The organism is Streptomyces sp. S07_1.15, assembly GCF_020739505.1.
Taxonomy (GTDB): domain Bacteria; phylum Actinomycetota; class Actinomycetes; order Streptomycetales; family Streptomycetaceae; genus Streptomyces; species Streptomyces xinghaiensis.
On the sequence record NZ_JAJBZK010000001.1, the window covers coordinates 5,682,701 to 5,700,803 of the forward strand.

Sequence of the window (18,103 nt, forward strand, 5' to 3'; positions counted from 1 at the left end):
CATCCCGCAGTCCGACGGCGCACCGCGGACCAGAACGTGCAGAAGACGCAGACGCAAGTGACGCAGAGAACGAGGAGACGATGGGCGTTCCCCAGCCGACGGCCGAGACCCGGTGGCGCTGCACCCTGTGCGGCAACCTGACCCGTTTCGACGTGACCCGCTCCAGCAGAGCGGTCGAGTACGTGCATCTCGACCTGGCGGGGGAACCCAGGATCGAGGAGCGGGACGTGCTCAGTGAGACGATCGAGTCGGTCCGCTGCCGCTGGTGCAACGCGGTGGACCAGATCGAACTGGTGGACCGCCCCGGTGTGAGCGGCTGAGATCGGAGCGCGACAGGTGGTGGAGCACACGGGCGACGGCGCCGGGGACGCGGAGCGGTCGGCCGACGCCGGGGAGGTGCTCGACCGGCCGTTGCCGGAGGGCGTGCGGCGCCGGGTCGTCGCCCTCGTCGCGGACGCCTTCGGCAGTCTGACGATGGCGGAACTGCCGCCCCAGCTGCGGCAGTACGCCCGTTTCACCCCCAGCCGCCGTGCCAAGTTCGCGGGCAACGCCATGGCCGCCGCCCTGGAGAGCCATCCGCTCTTCCGGCAGCGGGTCGGCGAGCGGCTGCGCGAGAGCCGGCCGGAGCTCTCCGGGGCCCTGGAAGCCGGGGCGCCGCCGGCCGCCGCGGATCCGGCCGAGGTGGCCGCGCTGGCGTACATACTGCGGCCCGTGGGCTGGGCCAAGCTGGTCGCCGCGGCCGGCGAGGAGGTCCAGCGGGCCCGGGCGGAGCGGGCCGAGGAGGAGGCCGGCCGCGAGGTGCGGCGGCTCCGCGAGGAACTGGCCGAGGCTCGCGCGGCCGCACGCGCGGAGGCGGACCGGGCGCGCACCGAGCTGGAGAGCGCCCGCAAGGAGGCGGACGTCCTCCACCGGAAGCTGCGCAGCGCGGTGAGCGACGTGCGCCGCGGCGAGGCCGCGCTCCGCAAGGCCGCGGCCGAGCTGGAGTCCGTACGGGCCGCGGCGGCGGCCGAGAAGACGGCGGCGGACAGCGAGGCGCGGCGGCTGCGGGCCCGGCTGACGGAGGCCGAGTCGGCCCTGGAGGCCGGGCGCCGCGCGGTGCGCGAGGGCCGCAGCGTCGAGGACATGCGGCTGCGGCTGCTGCTGGACACCGTGCTGGACGCGGCCCAGGGGCTCCGCCGGGAGCTGGCCCTGCCACCCGCCGCGCAGCACCCCGCGGACACCGTGGACGCGGTGGAGCCGGGGCGGATGACACCGAAGGACATCGCCACCCGCGCGCTCTCGGAGACCGACCCGGCGCTGCTCGACCAGCTTCTCGCGCTGCCGCAGGCGCATCTGGTGGTCGACGGCTACAACGTCACCAAGACCGGCTATCCGACGATGCCGCTGGACAAGCAGCGGCTGCGGCTGCTGGGCGGGCTGGCGGTGCTCGCCGCGCAGACCGGTGCCGAGATGACGTGTGTGTTCGACGGCGCGGAGCTGGCCGCGCCCGTGCTGCTGGCGCCGCCGCGCGGGGTGCGCGTGCTGTTCAGCAAGCCGGGGCAGACCGCCGACGAGCTGATCCGGCGCCTGGTGCGCGCGGAGCCGCCGGGGCGCCCGGTGGTCGTGGTCTCCGCGGACCGGGAGGTGGCGGACGGAGTGGCGCGCGCCGGCGCGCGCCCCGTCGCCTCGACGCTGCTGCTGAAGCGGCTCGCGCGCACCTGACCCGGAGCGGCCCGGGGCCCGGCGGGGGCCTTCTGTGGCACGCAGTGTCAGGCCGCTGTCACCGGCTGTGCGAGCGCGGGTAAAGAAAACCTTCCGGCGGGAATTTTTTTCGCCTCACCCTTTGAACCGATCACGACAAGGTCACTAGGGTCGGCTCCGAACCCTCCGCGCGGTGATCATCCATCGGGGATGTCCGCGGGGGAACCGCCGAATCCGGTATGTCCGGGCAGCTCCCGGGCCGGACACCGGAGCCGGGCCGCGTTCCGTCCTCCCGGCAGGCGGCTGGAGGAAGAAGGAGGTCGCCTCCGTGGCGTCCCACCGTCGACCCAGGCAGCCGGGCCGGGCACGCGTCAGCGTGCTCACGGCCACCGCCGCCGCAGCCGTCGCCATCACCTCGCAGGCCGCCCAGGCCGCGCCGCAGCCTTCCAAGAACGACGTGAAGGCCAAGGTCGACAAGCTGTACGAAGAAGCCGAGATGGCCACCGAGAAGTACAACGGTGCCAAGGAGAAGCAGGAGAAGCTCGAAGAGGAGGTCTCCAATCTCCAGGACAAGGTGGCCCGCGGCCAGGAGGACCTGAACGACCTGCGCAACGGCCTCGGTTCGATGGCCACGGCCCAGTACCGCTCCGGCGGCATCGACCCGTCCGTGCAGCTGCTGCTCTCCTCCGACCCGGACACATATCTGGAGCGGGCCTCCACGCTCAACCAGCTCAGCGGCAAGCAGGCCGAGGCCCTCGGCAGGATCACCGGGAAGCAGCGCACGCTCCAGCAGCAGCGCGCCGAGGCCGCCGGCAAGCTGGAGGAGCTCGACACCACCCGCGAGGCGCTGGGTGAGAAGAAGCGCGAGATCCAGGGCAAGCTGGCCAGGGCCCGCGCCCTGCTCAACACCCTGACGGCCGCGGAGCGCGCCGAACTCGCCGCCGAGGAGGACCGGGCCAACCGCTCCGCCGGCGAGCGGGTCGACCTCGGCAGCGCCGTCCCGGAGTCGCAGCGCGCCGCCGCCGCCCTCTCCGCCGCGCAGTCCAAGATCGGCGCACCCTACGTCTGGGGCGCCACCGGCCCCAGCTCCTTCGACTGCTCCGGGCTGACCTCCTGGGCCTACTCCCAGGCCGGCGTCGGCATCTCCCGCACCTCGCAGGCCCAGGCCAACGACGGCACGCGGATCGGCCGGAGCGCTCTCAAACCGGGCGACCTGGTCTTCTTCTACGGCGATCTGCACCATGTCGGCCTCTACGCCGGCAACGGCCAGATCCTGCACGCCCCGAAGCCCGGGGCCAATGTGCGCTACGAGTCGATCAACAACATGCCGTTCCAGTTCGGCGTCCGGATCGGCTAGTCCGACACACCGCCCGTTCGAGCGAATCGGGCGGCGTCCGGCTCCTTCCGTCCCACCGGTGACCTGCGTCTCCGGTGGGACGAGGCGTTTCCGGGCCCCGTTCGGTCCTTTCACCCCGAGCATCCATCTGGTTACTCTCTGCCCGCAGTTCTCCGGTCCCGGTCTCCTCCGGGACCTCCAGCGGAAGGGAGCACGGCCAGCAGTGGCATCCCATCGCCGGGCCGGCAAGACCGGCCTCACGCAGTCCAACCGCATCACGATGCTGCCCGCCGCGGCGGCGACGGCCGCCGTGGCGCTCTCCATCGCCCCGGCGGGCGCCGAGCCTCGGGACACCCCCGCCGAGGTGCGGTCCGCGGTCGGCCGGCTCCACGTCGAGGCCGAGCGGGCCACGGAGAAGTACCACGCGGCGGGGGAGCGGTACCGGCGGCTGAGCGCCGAGGCCGGACGGCTCTCCGACCGCGTCGCGCGCGGCCAGGAGCGGGTCAACCGGCTCCGCGGCGTCCTCGGCTCCCTCGCCGGCGCCCAGTACCGTGCCGGCGGTGTGGACCCGGCCGTGCGGCTGCTGCTCTCCTCCGACCCGGACACCTACCTCGACCGGGCCGTCACCCTCAACCGCATCAGCGAACGCCAGGCCGGCGAACTGCGCTCCCTGCGGCGGGCGCAGACCGAGCTGCGCGAGGAACGCGCCCGCGCCGCGCGCCGGATCGCGGCGGCGGAGCGCAGCCGGAAGGCCGTCAGCCGCCACAAGCGGGCCGTCGAGGGCCGGCTGGCCCGCGCACAGCGCCTGCTGGACTCCCTCGGCCCGGAGCAGCGCGCGGAGCACCGGCGGGCCGCCCGCGACGGCGGCCGTACGGAGTTCCCCGGCGGCGGCACCGCGGCGTCCGGCCGCGCGGCGGCGGCCGTGGCCGCGGCCCGGGCGGCGGTGGGACGGCCCTACGTCTGGGGCGCCACCGGTCCCGGCTCCTTCGACTGCTCGGGGCTCACCTACTGGTCGTACCAGCAGGCGGGGGTGACGCTCCCGCGCACCTCCCAGGCCCAGCGGTTCGCCGGCCGCCGGATCCCGCTGAGCGAGGCCCGCCCCGGCGACCTGGTGACCTACCGGACGGACGCCAGCCATGTCGGCATGTACGTCGGGAACGGACAGATCGTGCACGCCCCGCACCCCGGCGCCGCCGTGCGCTACGACCCCGTGGGCCTGATGCCGAACGCCACCGTTACCCGGGTCTGAGGCCCCGCGCCGCCCGCGGCCCGGGCTCGTGTGCCGTCCGGATCCCGGCGCCCGCACGCCCGGATCGGGGCGGGCCCGCGCCCCGGCCGCGGCCGTACGATCGGGAGCGTGGCGTTTCCGGGGCGGTACGGGAGGGTGCGCGCCGCCGCACCGGCGGTCGCGGCGCTGCTCGTGCTGTTCACGCTGCTGCCCGCCTGCGGCCGGGCCGACCCGGGCGACCGGTCGGTGCAGCGGCTGCTGGACCGGCGGTCGGCCGCCCTCCTCGACCGCGACGAACGCGCGTTCCTCGCGGAGACCCACCCCTCGGCCGGCCGGCTCCGCGCCCGCCAGCGGGAGGTGCTGCGGAACCTCGCCGAAGTCCCCCTCGCCTCCTGGGAGTACGACCTCACCGGCACCGGCGGCTTCGAGCCCGCGCCGGGCGAGGGCCGCCGCATCGCCGTCCGGGTCCGGCTGAGCTACCGGCTCAGCGGCCACGACACCGGGCCGGCGACCGCCGACCAGCGGCTCACGCTCGCCGAACGCGGCGGACGCTGGTACATCGCCGCGGAGCACCCCACCGGCGACGGTCCCGAACCGCTGTGGGAGCAGGGCCGGGTCGAGGCCGTCCGGGGGAGCCGCAGCCTGGTGCTCGGCGTCGGCCACGACCGCGGCCGGCTGCGCGGCATCGCCCGCACGGCCGACCGGGCCGTCCCCGCCGTGGACGCGGCCTGGGGCGGCGGCTGGGCCCGCCGGGTCGTCGTCCTCGTACCGCGTTCCCCGGCGGACATGGCGGAGCTGCTGGGTGACCCGCCGGGGAGCTACCGCGGCATAGCGGCCGTGACCACCGGGCGGACCGGGGGCGCACCCGGCGGCCCCGCCGACCGCGTCATCGTCAACCCGGCCGCCTACGGCATCCTCGGCGAGACCGGGCAGGACGTGGTCCTCACCCACGAGACGGCCCATGTCGCCACCCGCGCCCACACCTCGCCCGCCACCCCGCTCTGGCTCTCCGAGGGGTTCGCCGACTGGGCCGGCTACCGGGACACCGATCGCCCCGCCTCCCGGATCGCCCCCGAGCTGGCCCGCGAGGTCACCGCCGGCCGCGCGCCCGGGGCGCTCCCCGGCGACGAGGACTTCTCCTTCACCGGGGACGCCCGCCGGCTGGCCCGCGCGTACGAGGCGGGATGGCTCGCCTGCCGCATGATCGCGGAGGAGTGGGGGGAGGAGACGCTGGTCTCCTTCTACCGGGCGGTGGGCGAGGCCGGCCCCGACCGGTCCCGGGCCCTGGAGGCCGCCCTCCGCGAGCAGCTGGGCCTCGGCCCCGCCGCCTTCACGGCGCGCTGGCGCGCGTACGCGGAGAGCCGGCTCGGCTGAGGCGCCGCTGCGGGTTCCGCGGGGTTCCGCGGGGGTTCGTGACGTTCTGCGCGGTTTCGCAGGTGTGTGCGGGGTTCTCGCCCGGGGTGCGGGTCCGGCGAGGCCGGGGTCGGGTCTTCCCGCCGTCGGCCCGTACTCCCCGGTTTCCGCGCTGCGCGCGGGTGCTGCCCTCCCACCCGCCCGTTTGCCGTACAGCGGTGCCTCGGGGGCAGGCTCCCCAGCCCGGCGCCCGAGCCCCGCACCGTCTCCGCCCCCGGTCCGTCCCTCCCGGGTCCGTCCCCTGGGACCGTCCCCCGGGCCCCCCGCGCGTACGCGGAGAGCCGGCTTGGCTGAGGCGCCGCTGCGGGTTCCGCGGGGTTCCGCGGGGGTTCGTGACGTTCTGCGCGGTTTCGCAGGTGTGTGCGGGGTTCTCGCCCGGGGGCGGGTCCGGCGAGGCCGGGGTCGGGTCTTCCCGCCGTCGGCCCGTACTCCCCGGTTTCCGCGCTGCGCGCGGGTGCTGCCCTCCCACCCGCCCGTTTGCCGTCCAACCAGTGCCTCGGGGGCGGGCTCCCCGGTACGGCGCCCGCGCCCGGCGCCCCGGGCCCCGCACCGTCTCCGCCCCCGGTCCGTCCCTCCCGGGGGCCGTCCCCCGGGCCGCGCTCCCTCCCGTCCCCGGGAGACGGCGCCGCAGGCGCCCCTGGGCCCGCCCCGGGGGGACCCCGGAGCACCCCGGAGCACGCGGCGGGCCACCCGGTACTGTCGGCCGGGATGGACAAGACCCTGATCGTCACGAACGACTTCCCGCCCCGTCCCGGCGGCATCCAGTCCTTCCTGCACAGCATGGCGCTGCGCCTGGACCCGGCCCGCCTCGTCGTCTACGCCTCCACCTGGAAGGACGGCAGCGAGGTGGCCCGGTTCGACGCGGAGCAGCCGTTCCCCGTCGTCCGGGACCGCACGAGCATGCTGCTGCCCACCCCGCGCGTGGCCCGCCGCGCCGCGGAGCTGCTGCGGGAGCACGACTGCACCTCGGTGTGGTTCGGCGCCGCCGCCCCGCTCGGGCTGATGGCGCCGGCGCTGCGCGGGGCCGGCGCCCGCCGCCTGGTCGCTACCACGCACGGGCACGAGGCCGGCTGGGCCCAGCTGCCCGCCGCAAGGCGGCTGCTGCGCAGGATCGGCGAGGGTACCGACACGATGACGTATCTGGGGGAGTACACCCGCTCCCGGATCGCCGCCGCGCTCACCCCGGAGGCGGCGGCCCGCATGGTGCAACTGCCGCCGGGGGTCGACGAGAAGACCTTCCACCCGGGCTCGGGGGGCGACGAGATCCGGGCGCGGCTGGGGCTCACCGGCCGTCCCGTGGTGGTGTGCGTGTCGCGGCTCGTCCCGCGCAAGGGGCAGGACACGCTGATCCGGGCGATGCCGGCGATCCTGGCGGCCGTACCGGACACGATGCTGCTGATCGTGGGCGGCGGCCCGTACCGCAAGGACCTGGAGAAGCTCGCGGACGGCTGCGGGGTGGCGGACTCGGTGCTCTTCACCGGCTCGGTGCCGTGGGAGGAACTGCCGGCCCACTACGGCGCGGGGGACGTCTTCGCGATGCCCTGCCGCACCCGGCGGGGCGGGCTGGACGTCGAAGGGCTCGGCATCGTCTACCTGGAGGCCTCGGCGACGGGGCTCCCGGTGGTGGCGGGGGACTCGGGCGGGGCGCCGGACGCGGTCCTGGACGGGGAGACGGGCTGGGTGGTGCGCGGGGAGTCCGTGCCGGACGCGGCGGAGCGAATCGTGACGCTGCTGCGGGATCCGGCACTGCGGCGGCGGATGGGGGAGCGGGGGCGCGCCTGGATCGAGGAGCGCTGGCGCCGCGACCTGCTGGCGGACCGTCTGGCCTCGCTGCTCTGACGCCCGCCCGGCCCGGGGCACGGCGCGGAACGTACGTCGGGGGCGGGGCCCTTCCCGGGGGGTGCCGGCCGGCCGCGAAGGCGCGGGGCCGGGGCCGGGGCCGGAGCGGAGGACCGTGAGGTCCGCGCCGTCCCGTCCGGGCCGGAGGTGCCCCGGCGGGCGCCCCGGCCGGAATCCGGCACCGCCCGCTCCGCTCGTCGCGTCGTCGGACGGCCTGGGGCGGGCCGGGGCCGGACCCCGGACCGCCCGGCCCGGCGGAACCGGGCCGGAGGCTACTTCGTGTAGAGGGCCTCGATCTCGTGCGCGAAATCCTTCGCCACGACGGCCCGCTTCAGCTTCATGGACGGCGTGACGTGCCCGGATTCCTCGCTGAACTGGGCCGGGAGGATGCGGAACTTGCGGACCGACTCGGCCTTCGACACGGCCGCGTTGCCGTCGTCCACGGCCTTCTGGACGTCGGCCAGCAGCTCCGGGTCGTCCCGCAGCGTGGCGGCCGTCGTGCCGGCGGGCCTGCCGTGGTCCTCCAGCCAGCGCGGCAGGAAGTCCTCGTCCAGGGTGATGAGCGCGCCGACGAAGGGGCGGCCGTCACCGACGACCATGCACTCGCCGACCAGCGCGTGGGCCCGGATGCGGTCCTCGATGACTGCGGGGGCGACGTTCTTGCCGCCGGCCGTCACGATGATCTCCTTCTTGCGGCCCGTGATCGCGAGATAGCCGTCCTCGTCGAGGGTGCCGATGTCGCCGGTGTGGAACCAGCCGTCGGAGAGCGCCTCGCGGGTCGCGGCCTCGTTGTTCCAGTAGCCGGTGAAGATGTGCTCGCCGTGGAGCAGCACCTCGCCGTCGTCGGCGATCCGGACGACCGAGCCGGGCAGCGGCTGGCCGACCGTGCCGATCTTCTGCCGGTCCCAGGGGTTGAACGCCGTCGCGGCGCAGGACTCGGTGAGGCCGTAGCCCTCCAGGACCGTGAAGCCGATACCGCGGTAGAAGTGGCCGAGCCGCTCGCCGAGCGGGGCGCCGCCGGAGATGGCGTGCCGCGCGCGGCCGCCGAGCACCGAACGGAGCTTGCCGTAGACGAGCTTGTCGAAGGCCTTGTGCTTGATCCGCACGCCCAGCGAGGGCCCGGAGGGCGTGTCCAGGGCGCGGCTGTAGGCGATGGCGGCGTCCGCGGCCTTGTCGAAGATCCCGCCCTTGCCGTCGGCCTGGGCCTTGGCGCGGGCGGAGTTGTAGACCTTCTCGAAGACGCGCGGCACGCCGAGCACCATCGTCGGCCGGAAGGAGGCGAGTTCGTCGGTGAGGTTCTTGATGTCGGCACAGTGGCCGAGGCGGATCGGCGCGAGGACGGCGGCGATCTCGACCAGCCGGCCGAAGACATGGGCGACCGGGAGGAAGAGCAGGACGGAGCACTCACCGGTGCGGAACAGCGGGCGCAGCCGCTCCACGACGTTGCCCGCCTCGGCGAAGAAGTTGCGGTGCGTCAGCACACAGCCCTTGGGGCGGCCGGTGGTGCCGGAGGTGTAGACGATGGTGGCGGGCGAGTCGGCGTCCGCCAGCGCGGACCGCTCGTCGGCCTCCGCGTCGGTGATCCCGGCGCCCTGGCCGCGCAGTTGTCCCACGGCGTCGCGCTCGATCTGCCAGACGTGCAGCAGCTCGGGCAGCCGGTCCCGTACGGAGTTGACGGCGCCGGCGTGCGCGTCGGTCTCGACGAGGCAGGCCACGGCGCCGGAGTCGCTGAGGATCCAGGCGATCTGCTCGGGCGAGCTGGTCTCGTAGACGGGGACGCTGACGGCGCCCGCGCTCCAGATCGCGAAGTCCAGCAGGGTCCACTCGTAGCGGGTGCGGGACATCAGGGCGACGCGGTCGCCGGGGCGTACCCCGGCGGCGATGAGGCCCTTGGCGGTCTCGCGAACCTCGGCCAGGAAGTCCTTCGCGGTGACGTCCTCCCAGCGGCCGTCCCGCTTCCGCGCGAGGACGGCGACCTCGGGATGGAGCGCGGCGTTGCGGCGGATGAGATCCGTCAGGTTTCCGTCCGCGGGGACCTCGTACAGGGCCGGAAGGCTGAACTCGCGCAAGACTGCTGCTCCTCATAGGGCGCCGGTGCTGCCACGTCGTAACCGGCGTGCTGCCGCGGCCGCGGTCCTTGATGTGGGGGAATGGGGGAAGGGGACGACGACCCCGGACGTTACCCACCGGTATCGGCTCCCCGGTAGGGGGGGCCGCCCAGATGTTTTACGTGTCACACATACCGGGCCGCGGTGCGGGGTTGGTGCTCGAAGCCTAGTCGAGTCCCCCCGCCGCCCGTGGGGAGCCGCAGGTCGCGGCCGTCTCCCCGGTGGGGTACGGACGGCGTAGGGTCCACCGCATGCGAGTCCATGTGGTCAGTGACGTGCACGGGAACAGCGCGGACCTCGCCAGGGCGGGCGACGGCGCGGACGCCCTGGTCTGCCTCGGCGACCTCGTGCTGTTCCTGGACTACGCGGATCGTTCCAGAGGGATATTTCCGCGGCTTTTCGGCACGGAGAACGCCGAGCGGATCGTGGAACTCCGCACCGACCGGCGCTTCCGGGAGGCCCGCGAGCTCGGCGCCCGGCTGTGGGCCGGGCTCGCCGGCGGGGAGGAGGAGCGCCGCCGCGTCATCGAGTCCGCGGTGCGCGAGCAGTACGCCGAGCTGTTCCCCGCCTTTCCGCGGCCCACGTACGCCACCTATGGCAATGTCGACATCCCGGCCCTCTGGCCGGAGTACGCGGGCGCGCACGGGGTCAGCGTGCTCGACGGCGAGCGGACCGAGATCGGCGGCCTGGTCTTCGGCTTCGTCGGCGGCGGGCTGCCCAGCCCGATGCGCACCCCGTACGAGATCGACGAGGAGACCTACGCCGCGAAGGTCGCCGCCCTCGGCGAGGTGGACGTGCTCTGCTCGCACATCCCGCCGGAGGTCCCCGCACTCTGCTACGACACCGTGGCCCGCCGCTTCGAACGGGGCAGCCCGGCCCTGCTGGAGGCGATCCGCGCGACGCGGCCGCGCTACGCGCTGTTCGGGCACGTGCACCAGCCGCTGGTGCGCCGGATGCGCGTCGGCGCCACGGAATGCGTCAACGTCGGCCATTTCGCCGCGACCGGGACGCCGTGGGCGCTGGAGTGGTGACCGGCGGCGAACGGCGGCCCGCCGGGCGTCCCCGGGCGTCCCCGGGCGTCCCCGGGCGTCCCCGGGCGGGCGGAGAGCGGCCGCCGACCGGAGGGAGGGGCCCGCCGGACCCGTTCCGGCGCGCGGTAGCCTTCACCGGCAGGGGCGCAGGCCGGAGCCGACCGCAGTGAAGGAGCCACCGCGATGGCGGAACACACCAGCTCGAACATCATGATCGAGGCGGCACCGGGCGAGGTCATGTCGGTGATCTCCGACTTCGACCGCTACCCGGAGTGGACCGGGGAGGTCAAGGAGGCCGAGGTGCTGGCCAAGGACGACCGCGGCCGTGCCGAGCAGGTCCGGCTGGTGCTCGACGCCGGGGCGATCAAGGACGACCACACCCTCGCCTACACCTGGACCGGCGAGAACGAGGTGAGCTGGACACTGGTGAAGTCGCAGATGCTGCGCTCCCTCGACGGCACCTACCGGCTGACGCCGGCCGACGGGGGCGCCCGCACCGAGGTGACGTACCAGCTGACCGTCGACGTCAAGATCCCCATGCTCGGAATGATCAAGCGCAAGGCGGAGAAGGTCATCATCGACCGGGCTCTCGCCGGTCTGAAGAAGCGCGTCGAGAGCGGCGCGCAGGCCTGAGGTGGCGAGCACCCTCGTCCGCACGGTCCTGGTGACCGGCCCCGGAGGGGCGGGACGCACCACCGCCGCCGCGGCCTCCGCCCTCGCGTCGGCCCGGCGCGGGCAGCGCGTTCTGCTGCTGACCACCGGCCGGCCCGGCCCTCTGGACACGGTGCTCGGCCGCACGCTGCCGCCGCCCGCCGCGGCCACCCGCGCCCCGGAGCGCGGACCGGCGCCGCACGCCCCGGCGGCCGCCCCCTGGACCGCGCCCGTCCCCGCCGCGCCCGGCCTCTGGGCGGCCCGGGTCGAGGGCGACGAACACCTCCGCGAACACGTCCTCGCCCTCCAGGAGCGCGGCGGGCCCGTGCTCGACCTGCTGGGCGCCGCACCCCTCCACCCGGACGAACTCGCCGTCCTGCCGGGCGCCGGGCGGCTCGCCGTCCTCCGCGCGCTCCGCGCGGTCCGCGACCTCCCGGCCGCGGCCCCCGGGTCCGCGTCCGCCCCCGCCTCCGCGGGGGAACACCCGGCGGAACACCCGGCGGCGGAGGACGGGCTCCCGGACGCCTGGGACCTCGTGGTCGTCGATCTGCCGCCCGCCCAGGAGACCTTGGCCGTCCTGGCGCTCCCCGAACAGCTGAGCTGGTACCTGGACCGCCTGCTGCCCCCGAGCCGGCAGGCTGCCCGCGCACTGCGGCCGGTGCTGGCCCAGCTCGCCGGGGTGCCCATGCCCGCCCCCTGGCTCTACGGGGCCGCCGACCGGGCCCGGGCCGAACTCGCCGCCGCGCGCGAGGTGCTGGGCGCCCCGACGACCACGCTGCGGCTGGTGGCCGAGCCGGGCCCGGCGGCCGTGGACGCGCTCCGCCGCCTCCGCCCGGGACTCGCCCTGCACGGCCACCGCGTCGACGCGGTCATCGCCGGCAAGGTGCTGCCCACCGGCTCGGCCGACCCCTGGCTCGCGGCCCTCTCCGGCGAGCAGCAGACCGCCCTGAAAGCCCTCGACGAGGAGTGGGCGGACCCGGACACCGGCACGGCCCTGTACGAACTGCCGCACCTCGGCCGCGAACCGCGCGGTCCGGAGGACCTGGCCGTCCTGGCCGACGCCCTCGCACACCGGCCGGGCCCCCCGGAGCACCTTCCCGGCGCACCGGCGGCCCCCGGATGCGGGACCCCGGGCCCCGGGGCCCCGAACGGCGCCGTACCGGGCCCGGGCGCCCCGGCCTGGACCGTGGAGGACCGGCGGGCGGAGGAGGGCGTGCTGGTCTGGCGCATCCCGCTGGCCGGAGCCGAGCGCGGCGACCTCGAACTGGTGCGGCGCGGGGACGAACTGATGGTCGCCGCGGGCCCGTTCCGCCGTATCGTCCCGCTGCCGTCGGCGCTGCGCCGCTGCACCGTGTCCGGGGCCGGACTGTCCGACGGCGAGCTGCGGGTCCGCTTCGTGCCCGAGCCCGGTCTGTGGCCCCGCACTCCCTGAGCCGGCGTCCGCCGGCCCGCCGCCGCGGCCCTGACGCCGGGGCCGTCACCGGGCCCCGGGCCGGGCCGGGGAGACGGCCACCGGCGGCGGTTCCGGTACCGTCGGAGGCGGGGGCGTCCGCCGAGGCGCCTGACCGCCGATCCCGCAGCAGGAGCCCGCAATGAGCGATCCCACCGAGCACCCGGCCACCGAGCCCGCCGGGACCCCGGCCACCGGGGCGGCCCCCGACGCCGACGCCTGGTCCACGGCCTGTGCCGAGGACCTCGCCGCCGAGAAGGCGCGCCGCCGCGCCCAGGAGGGCCGGCCGCCCGGCAGCGCCGCCGAGGAACTGCTCAAACTGGCCGACGCCGTCGCGGACAAGCTCTCCTCGCTCCAGCTCCCGGTCGCCGGCCTGGCCGCGCAGAGCGCCGTCCAGCAGCTGGTGAACCGGGCGAAGGCCGCCGTGGAGCCGGTCGTGGAGCGCAACCCGGACGTCTTCGACCACCTCGCCGCCGCCGGCTCCGAGCTGCTCGCCGCCTACCGCTCCGCCGTCGAGCGCCAGGAGAGCGACTGGACCCGGGGCACCGCGGACCCGAGGAGCCGTGGGACGGACGCGGACAGCGCGGACGGAGACAGCGGCGGGGGACCGGAGGACCCGGGGGGTCCGTCCGGAAGCGGGCGCATCGACCTCGACTGACCACAGCTCCGGTACGGTTGGTCACGCAGCGGGGATCGACCGGACAACTGAGGGATACATGGGACTCACCATCGGCGTCGACATCGGCGGCACGAAGATCGCAGCTGGCGTGGTCGACGAAGAGGGCTCGATTCTCGAGACGTGCAAGGTCGCGACCCCACCGACCTCCGAGGGCGTCATCGACGCCATCGCGGAAGCGGTCCGCACGGTCAGCACCGGCCACGAGATCACGGCCGTCGGCATCGGCGCGGCCGGCTACGTCGACGACAAGCGGGCCACCGTACTCTTCGCCCCCAACATCAACTGGCGCCACGAGGCGCTCAAGGACAAGGTCGAGCAGCGGGTGGGGCTCCCGGTCGTCGTCGAGAACGACGCCAACGCCGCCGCCTGGGGCGAGTACAAGTTCGGCGCCGGCGCGGGCCACGACGACGTCATCTGCATCACGCTCGGCACCGGCCTCGGCGGCGGCGTCATCATCGGGAACAAGCTGCGCCGGGGCCGCTTCGGCGTCGCCGGCGAGTTCGGCCACGTCCGGGTCGTCCCGGACGGCCTGCTGTGCGGCTGCGGCAGCCAGGGCTGCTGGGAGCAGTACGCCTCCGGGCGGGCCCTCGTCCGCTACGCCCGCCAGCGCTCCGTGGCCACCCCCGAGAACGCCGGGATCCTGCTGTCGCTCGGCGACGGAACGCCCGAGGGCATCGAAGGCCGGCACGTCAGCCAGGCGGCGCGGCGGGGCGACCCGGTCGCCGTCGACTCGTTCCGCGAGCTCGCCCGCTGGGCGGGCGCGGGGCTGGCCGATCTGGCCTCGCTCTTCGACCCCTCCGCCTTCATCATCGGCGGCGGCGTCTCGGACGAGGGCGATCTGGTCCTGGACCCGATCCGCAAGTCGTTCCGGCGCTGGCTGGTCGGCAGCCAGTGGCGGCCGCACGCCCAGGTGCTCGCCGCGCAGCTCGGCGGCAAGGCCGGTCTGGTGGGCGCCGCCGACCTGGCGCGCCAGGGCTGACCGGCTGAGAGGACCGAGCGGGTGAGCGCGGCGGAGACGGACGGGACGGACGGGGCGGAGCACGGCCCCCGCACCGGTGGCACGGACTCGGACGGCCCGGCCGCTCTCCCCGCCTCCCGCACCGAGGGGGACGGCTCCGCCGTGATCCGCGTGCTCAGCTACAACGTCCGCTCGCTGCGCGACGACCGGGAGGCGCTGGCCCGGGTCATCCGGGCCTGCGCCCCCGATCTCGTCCTGATCCAGGAGGCGCCGCGGTTCTTCCGCTGGCGCAAGTCGGTGGCGCGGCTCGCCCGCGCCGCGGAGCTGGTGTACGTCACAGGCGGGGCCACCGCCACCGGCCCGCTGATCCTCTCCTCGCTCCGCGCCCGGGTGGAGCGCACCGAGGACATCCTGCTGCCGCTCACCCCGGGACTGCACCGGCGCGGCTTCGCCACCGCGGTCCTGCGGTTCGGGGACGCACGGCTGGTGGCGGCGAGCTGCCACCTCAGCCTGGCGGCGGCCGAGCGCGAGGCGCAGGCCGGGATGCTGCTGGACGTCCTGGACCGGCAGACGCGGGAGGCGGGTGTGGCGAACGCGGTCGTCGGCGGCGACCTCAACGACCGTCCGGGCGGGCGCGCGTTCCGCAGGCTCACCGGCGGGCTGCGGGACGCCTGGGCCGAGGCCCCGTGGGGCGGCGAGTACACCTCGACCCCCGCCGATCCGCACCAGCGCATCGACGCGGTGCTGGCCACGGAGGGCGTGGAGATCCTGGGCTGCGGGGTGCCCCTGGAGCTCGACGGCGTCAGCCACGCCGATCTCCGGGCCGCCACGGACCATCTCCCCGTTCTGGCCGCCCTCCGGATCCCCGCCGGACCCGGCGCCCGGCACCGCGGGGCACCGGCGCGCGGCTGAACACGCCCCGCCGGTGCGGCGGTTGGCGCGGAGGGGCCCCGGAACTGGCGAAGACCCCCGTGCGACGGAGGTACCCACCTCGATCGCACGGAGGCCTTCGGAGAACACCGTAGGCCCGGAGGGCCGTTTTCGGAAGGCGCCCGTCCGCCGCGATTACGGATTCTCCGGCGGGCCGGCCCGGGAGTCAGACGACGGCGCCCCGGCCGGGGTCGTCGTCCTCCTCGTCGTCCTCCCGCATCCGGGCGACGAGGGTCGCGAAGCCGCCCAGGAAACCGCCGACCCCGAGGGTCGCGATCCACCAGGTGACCGGCTGCTGGGCCAGCACGGTGACGATCAGCAGCAGCGGTCCGCCGAGCACCGCGAGCCAGGCGAACTTGGTGGGGGTGTCGGCTTCCGGGAGCGGCGGCGGCTCGGGCGGTACGAAGTGGTCCTCGTCCCCGCCCTCTCCGCCTTCCGCGCCCCCGTCCCCGGCGGGCTCACGCGGGCTCCAGTCCCGGGGGCCCGTGCCGGCCGGGAAGATGACGCTCGACCCCAGCGGCCGGTCCGCCCCGGCCGCCGGCCCGGAACCGGGGGAGGCCGGGGCCCCGGGCCGGCCGGTGGCACCGGAGCGGTCCGCGGAGCCGGAGCCCGCGCCCTCCGCCCCGGACGTCCCCGCCTCCCCGGCGGTATCCGACGGCTCCGTCCCCGCGGGCCCGGACTCCCGCCGTACGGGTCCCCGGTCCGCGCCGCCGCGCGCCGGCGTCCCCGGCTCGGGCTCCGCCCCGGCCGGGAACGGCTTGAGCGGCTTCTCCGTCTCCAGGAAGCCGGGCAGCGCCCCGGGCCCGGGCGCCGGCTCCCGCGCGGGCGGGTCGTCCCCCGGGAACTCCGGTTCGTCGCCGTACCCGGCGACGATCGCCGCCCAGGCGGCCTCCTCGTCGAACGGTTCGGGGCCGTCCTCGTGCCCGGTGCCGGTACCGCGTTCAGCCACCGGTCGCCGTCCCTTCCCGCTCGGTGCCGTCCGCCACGAGCCGGCCGATGAAGTCGTGGGAGTCCTGGAAGATCCGCTCGGCGTCGTAGTCGAGCGTGGCCACGTGGTAGCTGCGCTCCAGCAGGGTCTCGGTGACGTCCGTGGACGAGACCCGGCTGAGGATGCGGGCGGAGTCGGCCGGGGAGACCACATGGTCCCGCGCGCTGTGCAGCAGGAGCAACGGCTGGGTGACCTGCGGCAGTTCGCCGTCGAGCAGCCGCAGGAAGCGGCGCAGGGAGTGCGCGGCGTGCAGCGGCACCCGGTCGTAGGCGGCCTCCTGGACGCCGCCCTTGGCGATGTCGCTCGCCAGGCCCTTGGTGGTGCGCACCAGATGGCGGGCGACGGGCAGCGCGTACGCCGACAGCCCGTGCACCCGGTTCACGGGGTTGACCACGACGATCCCGCTGATCTCGTCGCCGTGCTTGGCGGCCAGCCGCAGCGCGAGAGCGCCGCCCATGGAGAGGCCGCAGACGAAGACCTGCCGGCACCGGGCGGTGAGGCCGCGCAGGCCCCGGTCGACCTCGGCGTACCAGTCCTGCCAGCCGGTCAGCTGCATGTCCTGCCAGCGGGTGCCGTGGCCGGGCAGCAGCGGCAGGGACACGGTGTATCCGCGCCCGGCGAGGAAGTCGGCCCAGGGGCGCATGGACTGCGGGGAACCGGTGAAGCCGTGGCAGAGCAGGACACCGATGTCCCCGCCCTCGTGGTGGAACGGTTCGGCTCCGGGGAGGACCTGCACCGGAGGTCTCCTGTTCGTCGTCGTTTCGCGAGGTCCGGCAGGGGCTGCCGGGTGATGCCGGGCCGGTGGGCACGGCCGGTTTTCACCGTACGCGACGGCGCCGGTACCGGGTAGGTCCGCCGACCGCCTCCGGGCCGGAACGCCCGCGGCGGCAGGCTAGAGTCGTGCCGCACACACAGGAGGTCCTCGGTTGCTTTACGGCGCAATGAAGCTGTCCATCGGCGGGACGCTGAAACTCGCCTTCCGTCCCTGGGCGGAAGGGCTGGAGAACATCCCGGCGGAGGGCCCGGCGATCCTCGCCAGCAACCATCTCTCCTTCTCGGACTCCTTCTTCTTCCCCGCCATGGTGGACCGGAAGGTCACCTTCATCGCCAAGGCGGAGTACTTCACCTCGCCCGGGGTCAAGGGCAGGCTGACCGCCGCCTTCTTCAAGGGCGTCGGCCAGCTGCCGGTGGACCGCTCGGGCGGGCGCGCCGCGGGGGAGGCGGCGGTGCGCAGCGGCGCCGGGGTGATCGAGAGCGGCGAGCTGTTCGGGATCTACCCGGAGGGCACCCGCTCACCGGACGGACGGCTCTACCGCGGCAAGCCCGGTGTCGCGCGGATCGCCCTCGCCACCGGGGCCCCGGTGATCCCCGTCGCCATGATCGACACGGAGAAGATCCAGCCGCCGGGGAAGGTCATACCGAAGCTGATGCGCCCCGGGATACGGATCGGCAGGCCGCTGGACTTCAGCCGCTACCACGGCATGGAGAGCGACCGGTTCATCCTCCGTTCGGTGACCGACGAGATCATGTACGAGATCATGAAGCTGTCCGGCCAGGAGTACGTCGACGTCTACGCCAACGTCGCCAAGCGGCAGCTCGCCGAGGCGGCGAAGCGGCGGAAGGACGAGGAGAAGGCGGCGCCCGGCGCGGAGAGCGCCCGGCGGGCCGAGGGGGAGCGCGGGGCCGGGGGCGCCGAAGAGACCGGCGCACCGGGGGATTCCGGGGCGTGATCCGTCCCGGGTGAGGGGGGTTGGGGAGATGGCACCGAGTCTGCGGTCACGCGTTCGGCCCGGCGGCGGGACGGCGGCCCGG

At 75.4% G+C, this 18,103-nt stretch carries 16 protein-coding genes; 13 read left to right on the forward strand and 3 right to left on the reverse strand.

What is annotated here, in order from left to right:
• The first annotated feature begins 80 nt into the window (after window positions 1-80).
• The 6 genes from LIX60_RS24345 (at window position 81) to LIX60_RS24370 (ending at window position 7,496) form a co-directional block, all read left to right on the forward strand.
• Window positions 81-320, forward strand: a complete 240-nt coding sequence (locus LIX60_RS24345) for a hypothetical protein (RefSeq protein ID WP_227960578.1) — start codon at window positions 81-83, stop codon at window positions 318-320.
• A gap of 19 nt (window positions 321-339) precedes the next feature.
• Window positions 340-1,701: an NYN domain-containing protein gene (locus LIX60_RS24350; RefSeq protein ID WP_227962904.1), complete on the forward strand. Its 1,362-nt coding sequence runs from the start codon at window positions 340-342 to the stop codon at window positions 1,699-1,701.
• Between the two features lie 307 nt (window positions 1,702-2,008).
• Window positions 2,009-3,037: an NlpC/P60 family protein gene (locus LIX60_RS24355; RefSeq protein ID WP_227960580.1), complete on the forward strand. Its 1,029-nt coding sequence runs from the start codon at window positions 2,009-2,011 to the stop codon at window positions 3,035-3,037.
• Between the two features lie 202 nt (window positions 3,038-3,239).
• Window positions 3,240-4,265, forward strand: a complete 1,026-nt coding sequence (locus tag LIX60_RS24360) for an NlpC/P60 family protein (RefSeq protein WP_227960582.1) — start codon at window positions 3,240-3,242, stop codon at window positions 4,263-4,265.
• A 108-nt stretch (window positions 4,266-4,373) separates the two neighbouring features.
• Window positions 4,374-5,618: a hypothetical protein gene (locus LIX60_RS24365; RefSeq protein ID WP_227960584.1), complete on the forward strand. Its 1,245-nt coding sequence runs from the start codon at window positions 4,374-4,376 to the stop codon at window positions 5,616-5,618.
• A gap of 747 nt (window positions 5,619-6,365) precedes the next feature.
• Window positions 6,366-7,496, forward strand: a complete 1,131-nt coding sequence (locus tag LIX60_RS24370) for a glycosyltransferase family 4 protein (protein ID WP_227960586.1) — start codon at window positions 6,366-6,368, stop codon at window positions 7,494-7,496.
• Between the two features lie 272 nt (window positions 7,497-7,768).
• On the opposite strand, the gene LIX60_RS24375 is transcribed toward LIX60_RS24370, so the two are convergent.
• On the reverse strand, window positions 7,769-9,565 hold the full coding sequence (locus LIX60_RS24375) for a long-chain fatty acid--CoA ligase (protein WP_227960588.1): 1,797 nt from the start codon (window positions 9,563-9,565) through the stop codon (window positions 7,769-7,771).
• A 290-nt stretch (window positions 9,566-9,855) separates the two neighbouring features.
• Here LIX60_RS24375 and LIX60_RS24380 point away from each other — a divergent pair, with 290 nt between their 5' ends.
• The 6 genes from LIX60_RS24380 to LIX60_RS24405 all read left to right on the forward strand — a co-directional run bounded on the left by LIX60_RS24380 (window position 9,856) and on the right by LIX60_RS24405 (window position 15,285).
• Entirely contained in the window at window positions 9,856-10,635 is a 780-nt protein-coding gene (locus LIX60_RS24380; protein WP_227960590.1) for a metallophosphoesterase, read from the forward strand.
• Between the two features lie 183 nt (window positions 10,636-10,818).
• Window positions 10,819-11,268, forward strand: a complete 450-nt coding sequence (locus LIX60_RS24385; protein WP_043469069.1) for an SRPBCC family protein — start codon at window positions 10,819-10,821, stop codon at window positions 11,266-11,268.
• 1 nt (window position 11,269) lies between these two features.
• Window positions 11,270-12,718: an ArsA family ATPase gene (locus tag LIX60_RS24390; protein WP_227960592.1), complete on the forward strand. Its 1,449-nt coding sequence runs from the start codon at window positions 11,270-11,272 to the stop codon at window positions 12,716-12,718.
• A 160-nt stretch (window positions 12,719-12,878) separates the two neighbouring features.
• Window positions 12,879-13,394: a DUF5304 domain-containing protein gene (locus LIX60_RS24395; protein WP_227960594.1), complete on the forward strand. Its 516-nt coding sequence runs from the start codon at window positions 12,879-12,881 to the stop codon at window positions 13,392-13,394.
• A 58-nt stretch (window positions 13,395-13,452) separates the two neighbouring features.
• Window positions 13,453-14,394 carry an ROK family glucokinase gene (locus LIX60_RS24400; protein WP_019710525.1) on the forward strand — a complete coding sequence of 314 codons (942 nt, stop codon included), beginning with the start codon at window positions 13,453-13,455 and terminating at the stop codon, window positions 14,392-14,394.
• A gap of 141 nt (window positions 14,395-14,535) precedes the next feature.
• On the forward strand, window positions 14,536-15,285 hold the full coding sequence (locus LIX60_RS24405) for an endonuclease/exonuclease/phosphatase family protein (RefSeq protein WP_227962905.1): 750 nt from the start codon (window positions 14,536-14,538) through the stop codon (window positions 15,283-15,285).
• A gap of 184 nt (window positions 15,286-15,469) precedes the next feature.
• On the opposite strand, the gene LIX60_RS24410 is transcribed toward LIX60_RS24405, so the two are convergent.
• Window positions 15,470-16,252: a hypothetical protein gene (locus LIX60_RS24410; RefSeq protein ID WP_227960596.1), complete on the reverse strand. Its 783-nt coding sequence runs from the start codon at window positions 16,250-16,252 to the stop codon at window positions 15,470-15,472.
• Window positions 16,245-17,027 carry a carboxylesterase gene (locus tag LIX60_RS24415; protein ID WP_227960598.1) on the reverse strand — a complete coding sequence of 261 codons (783 nt, stop codon included), beginning with the start codon at window positions 17,025-17,027 and terminating at the stop codon, window positions 16,245-16,247. Before LIX60_RS24415 ends, LIX60_RS24410 begins: the two co-directional genes overlap by 8 nt.
• Window positions 17,028-17,217: 190 nt before the next feature.
• Between LIX60_RS24415 and LIX60_RS24420 the strand changes: the two genes are divergently transcribed.
• Entirely contained in the window at window positions 17,218-18,021 is an 804-nt protein-coding gene (locus LIX60_RS24420) for a 1-acyl-sn-glycerol-3-phosphate acyltransferase (RefSeq protein WP_227960600.1), read from the forward strand.
• Window positions 18,022-18,103: the final 82 nt, after the last annotated feature.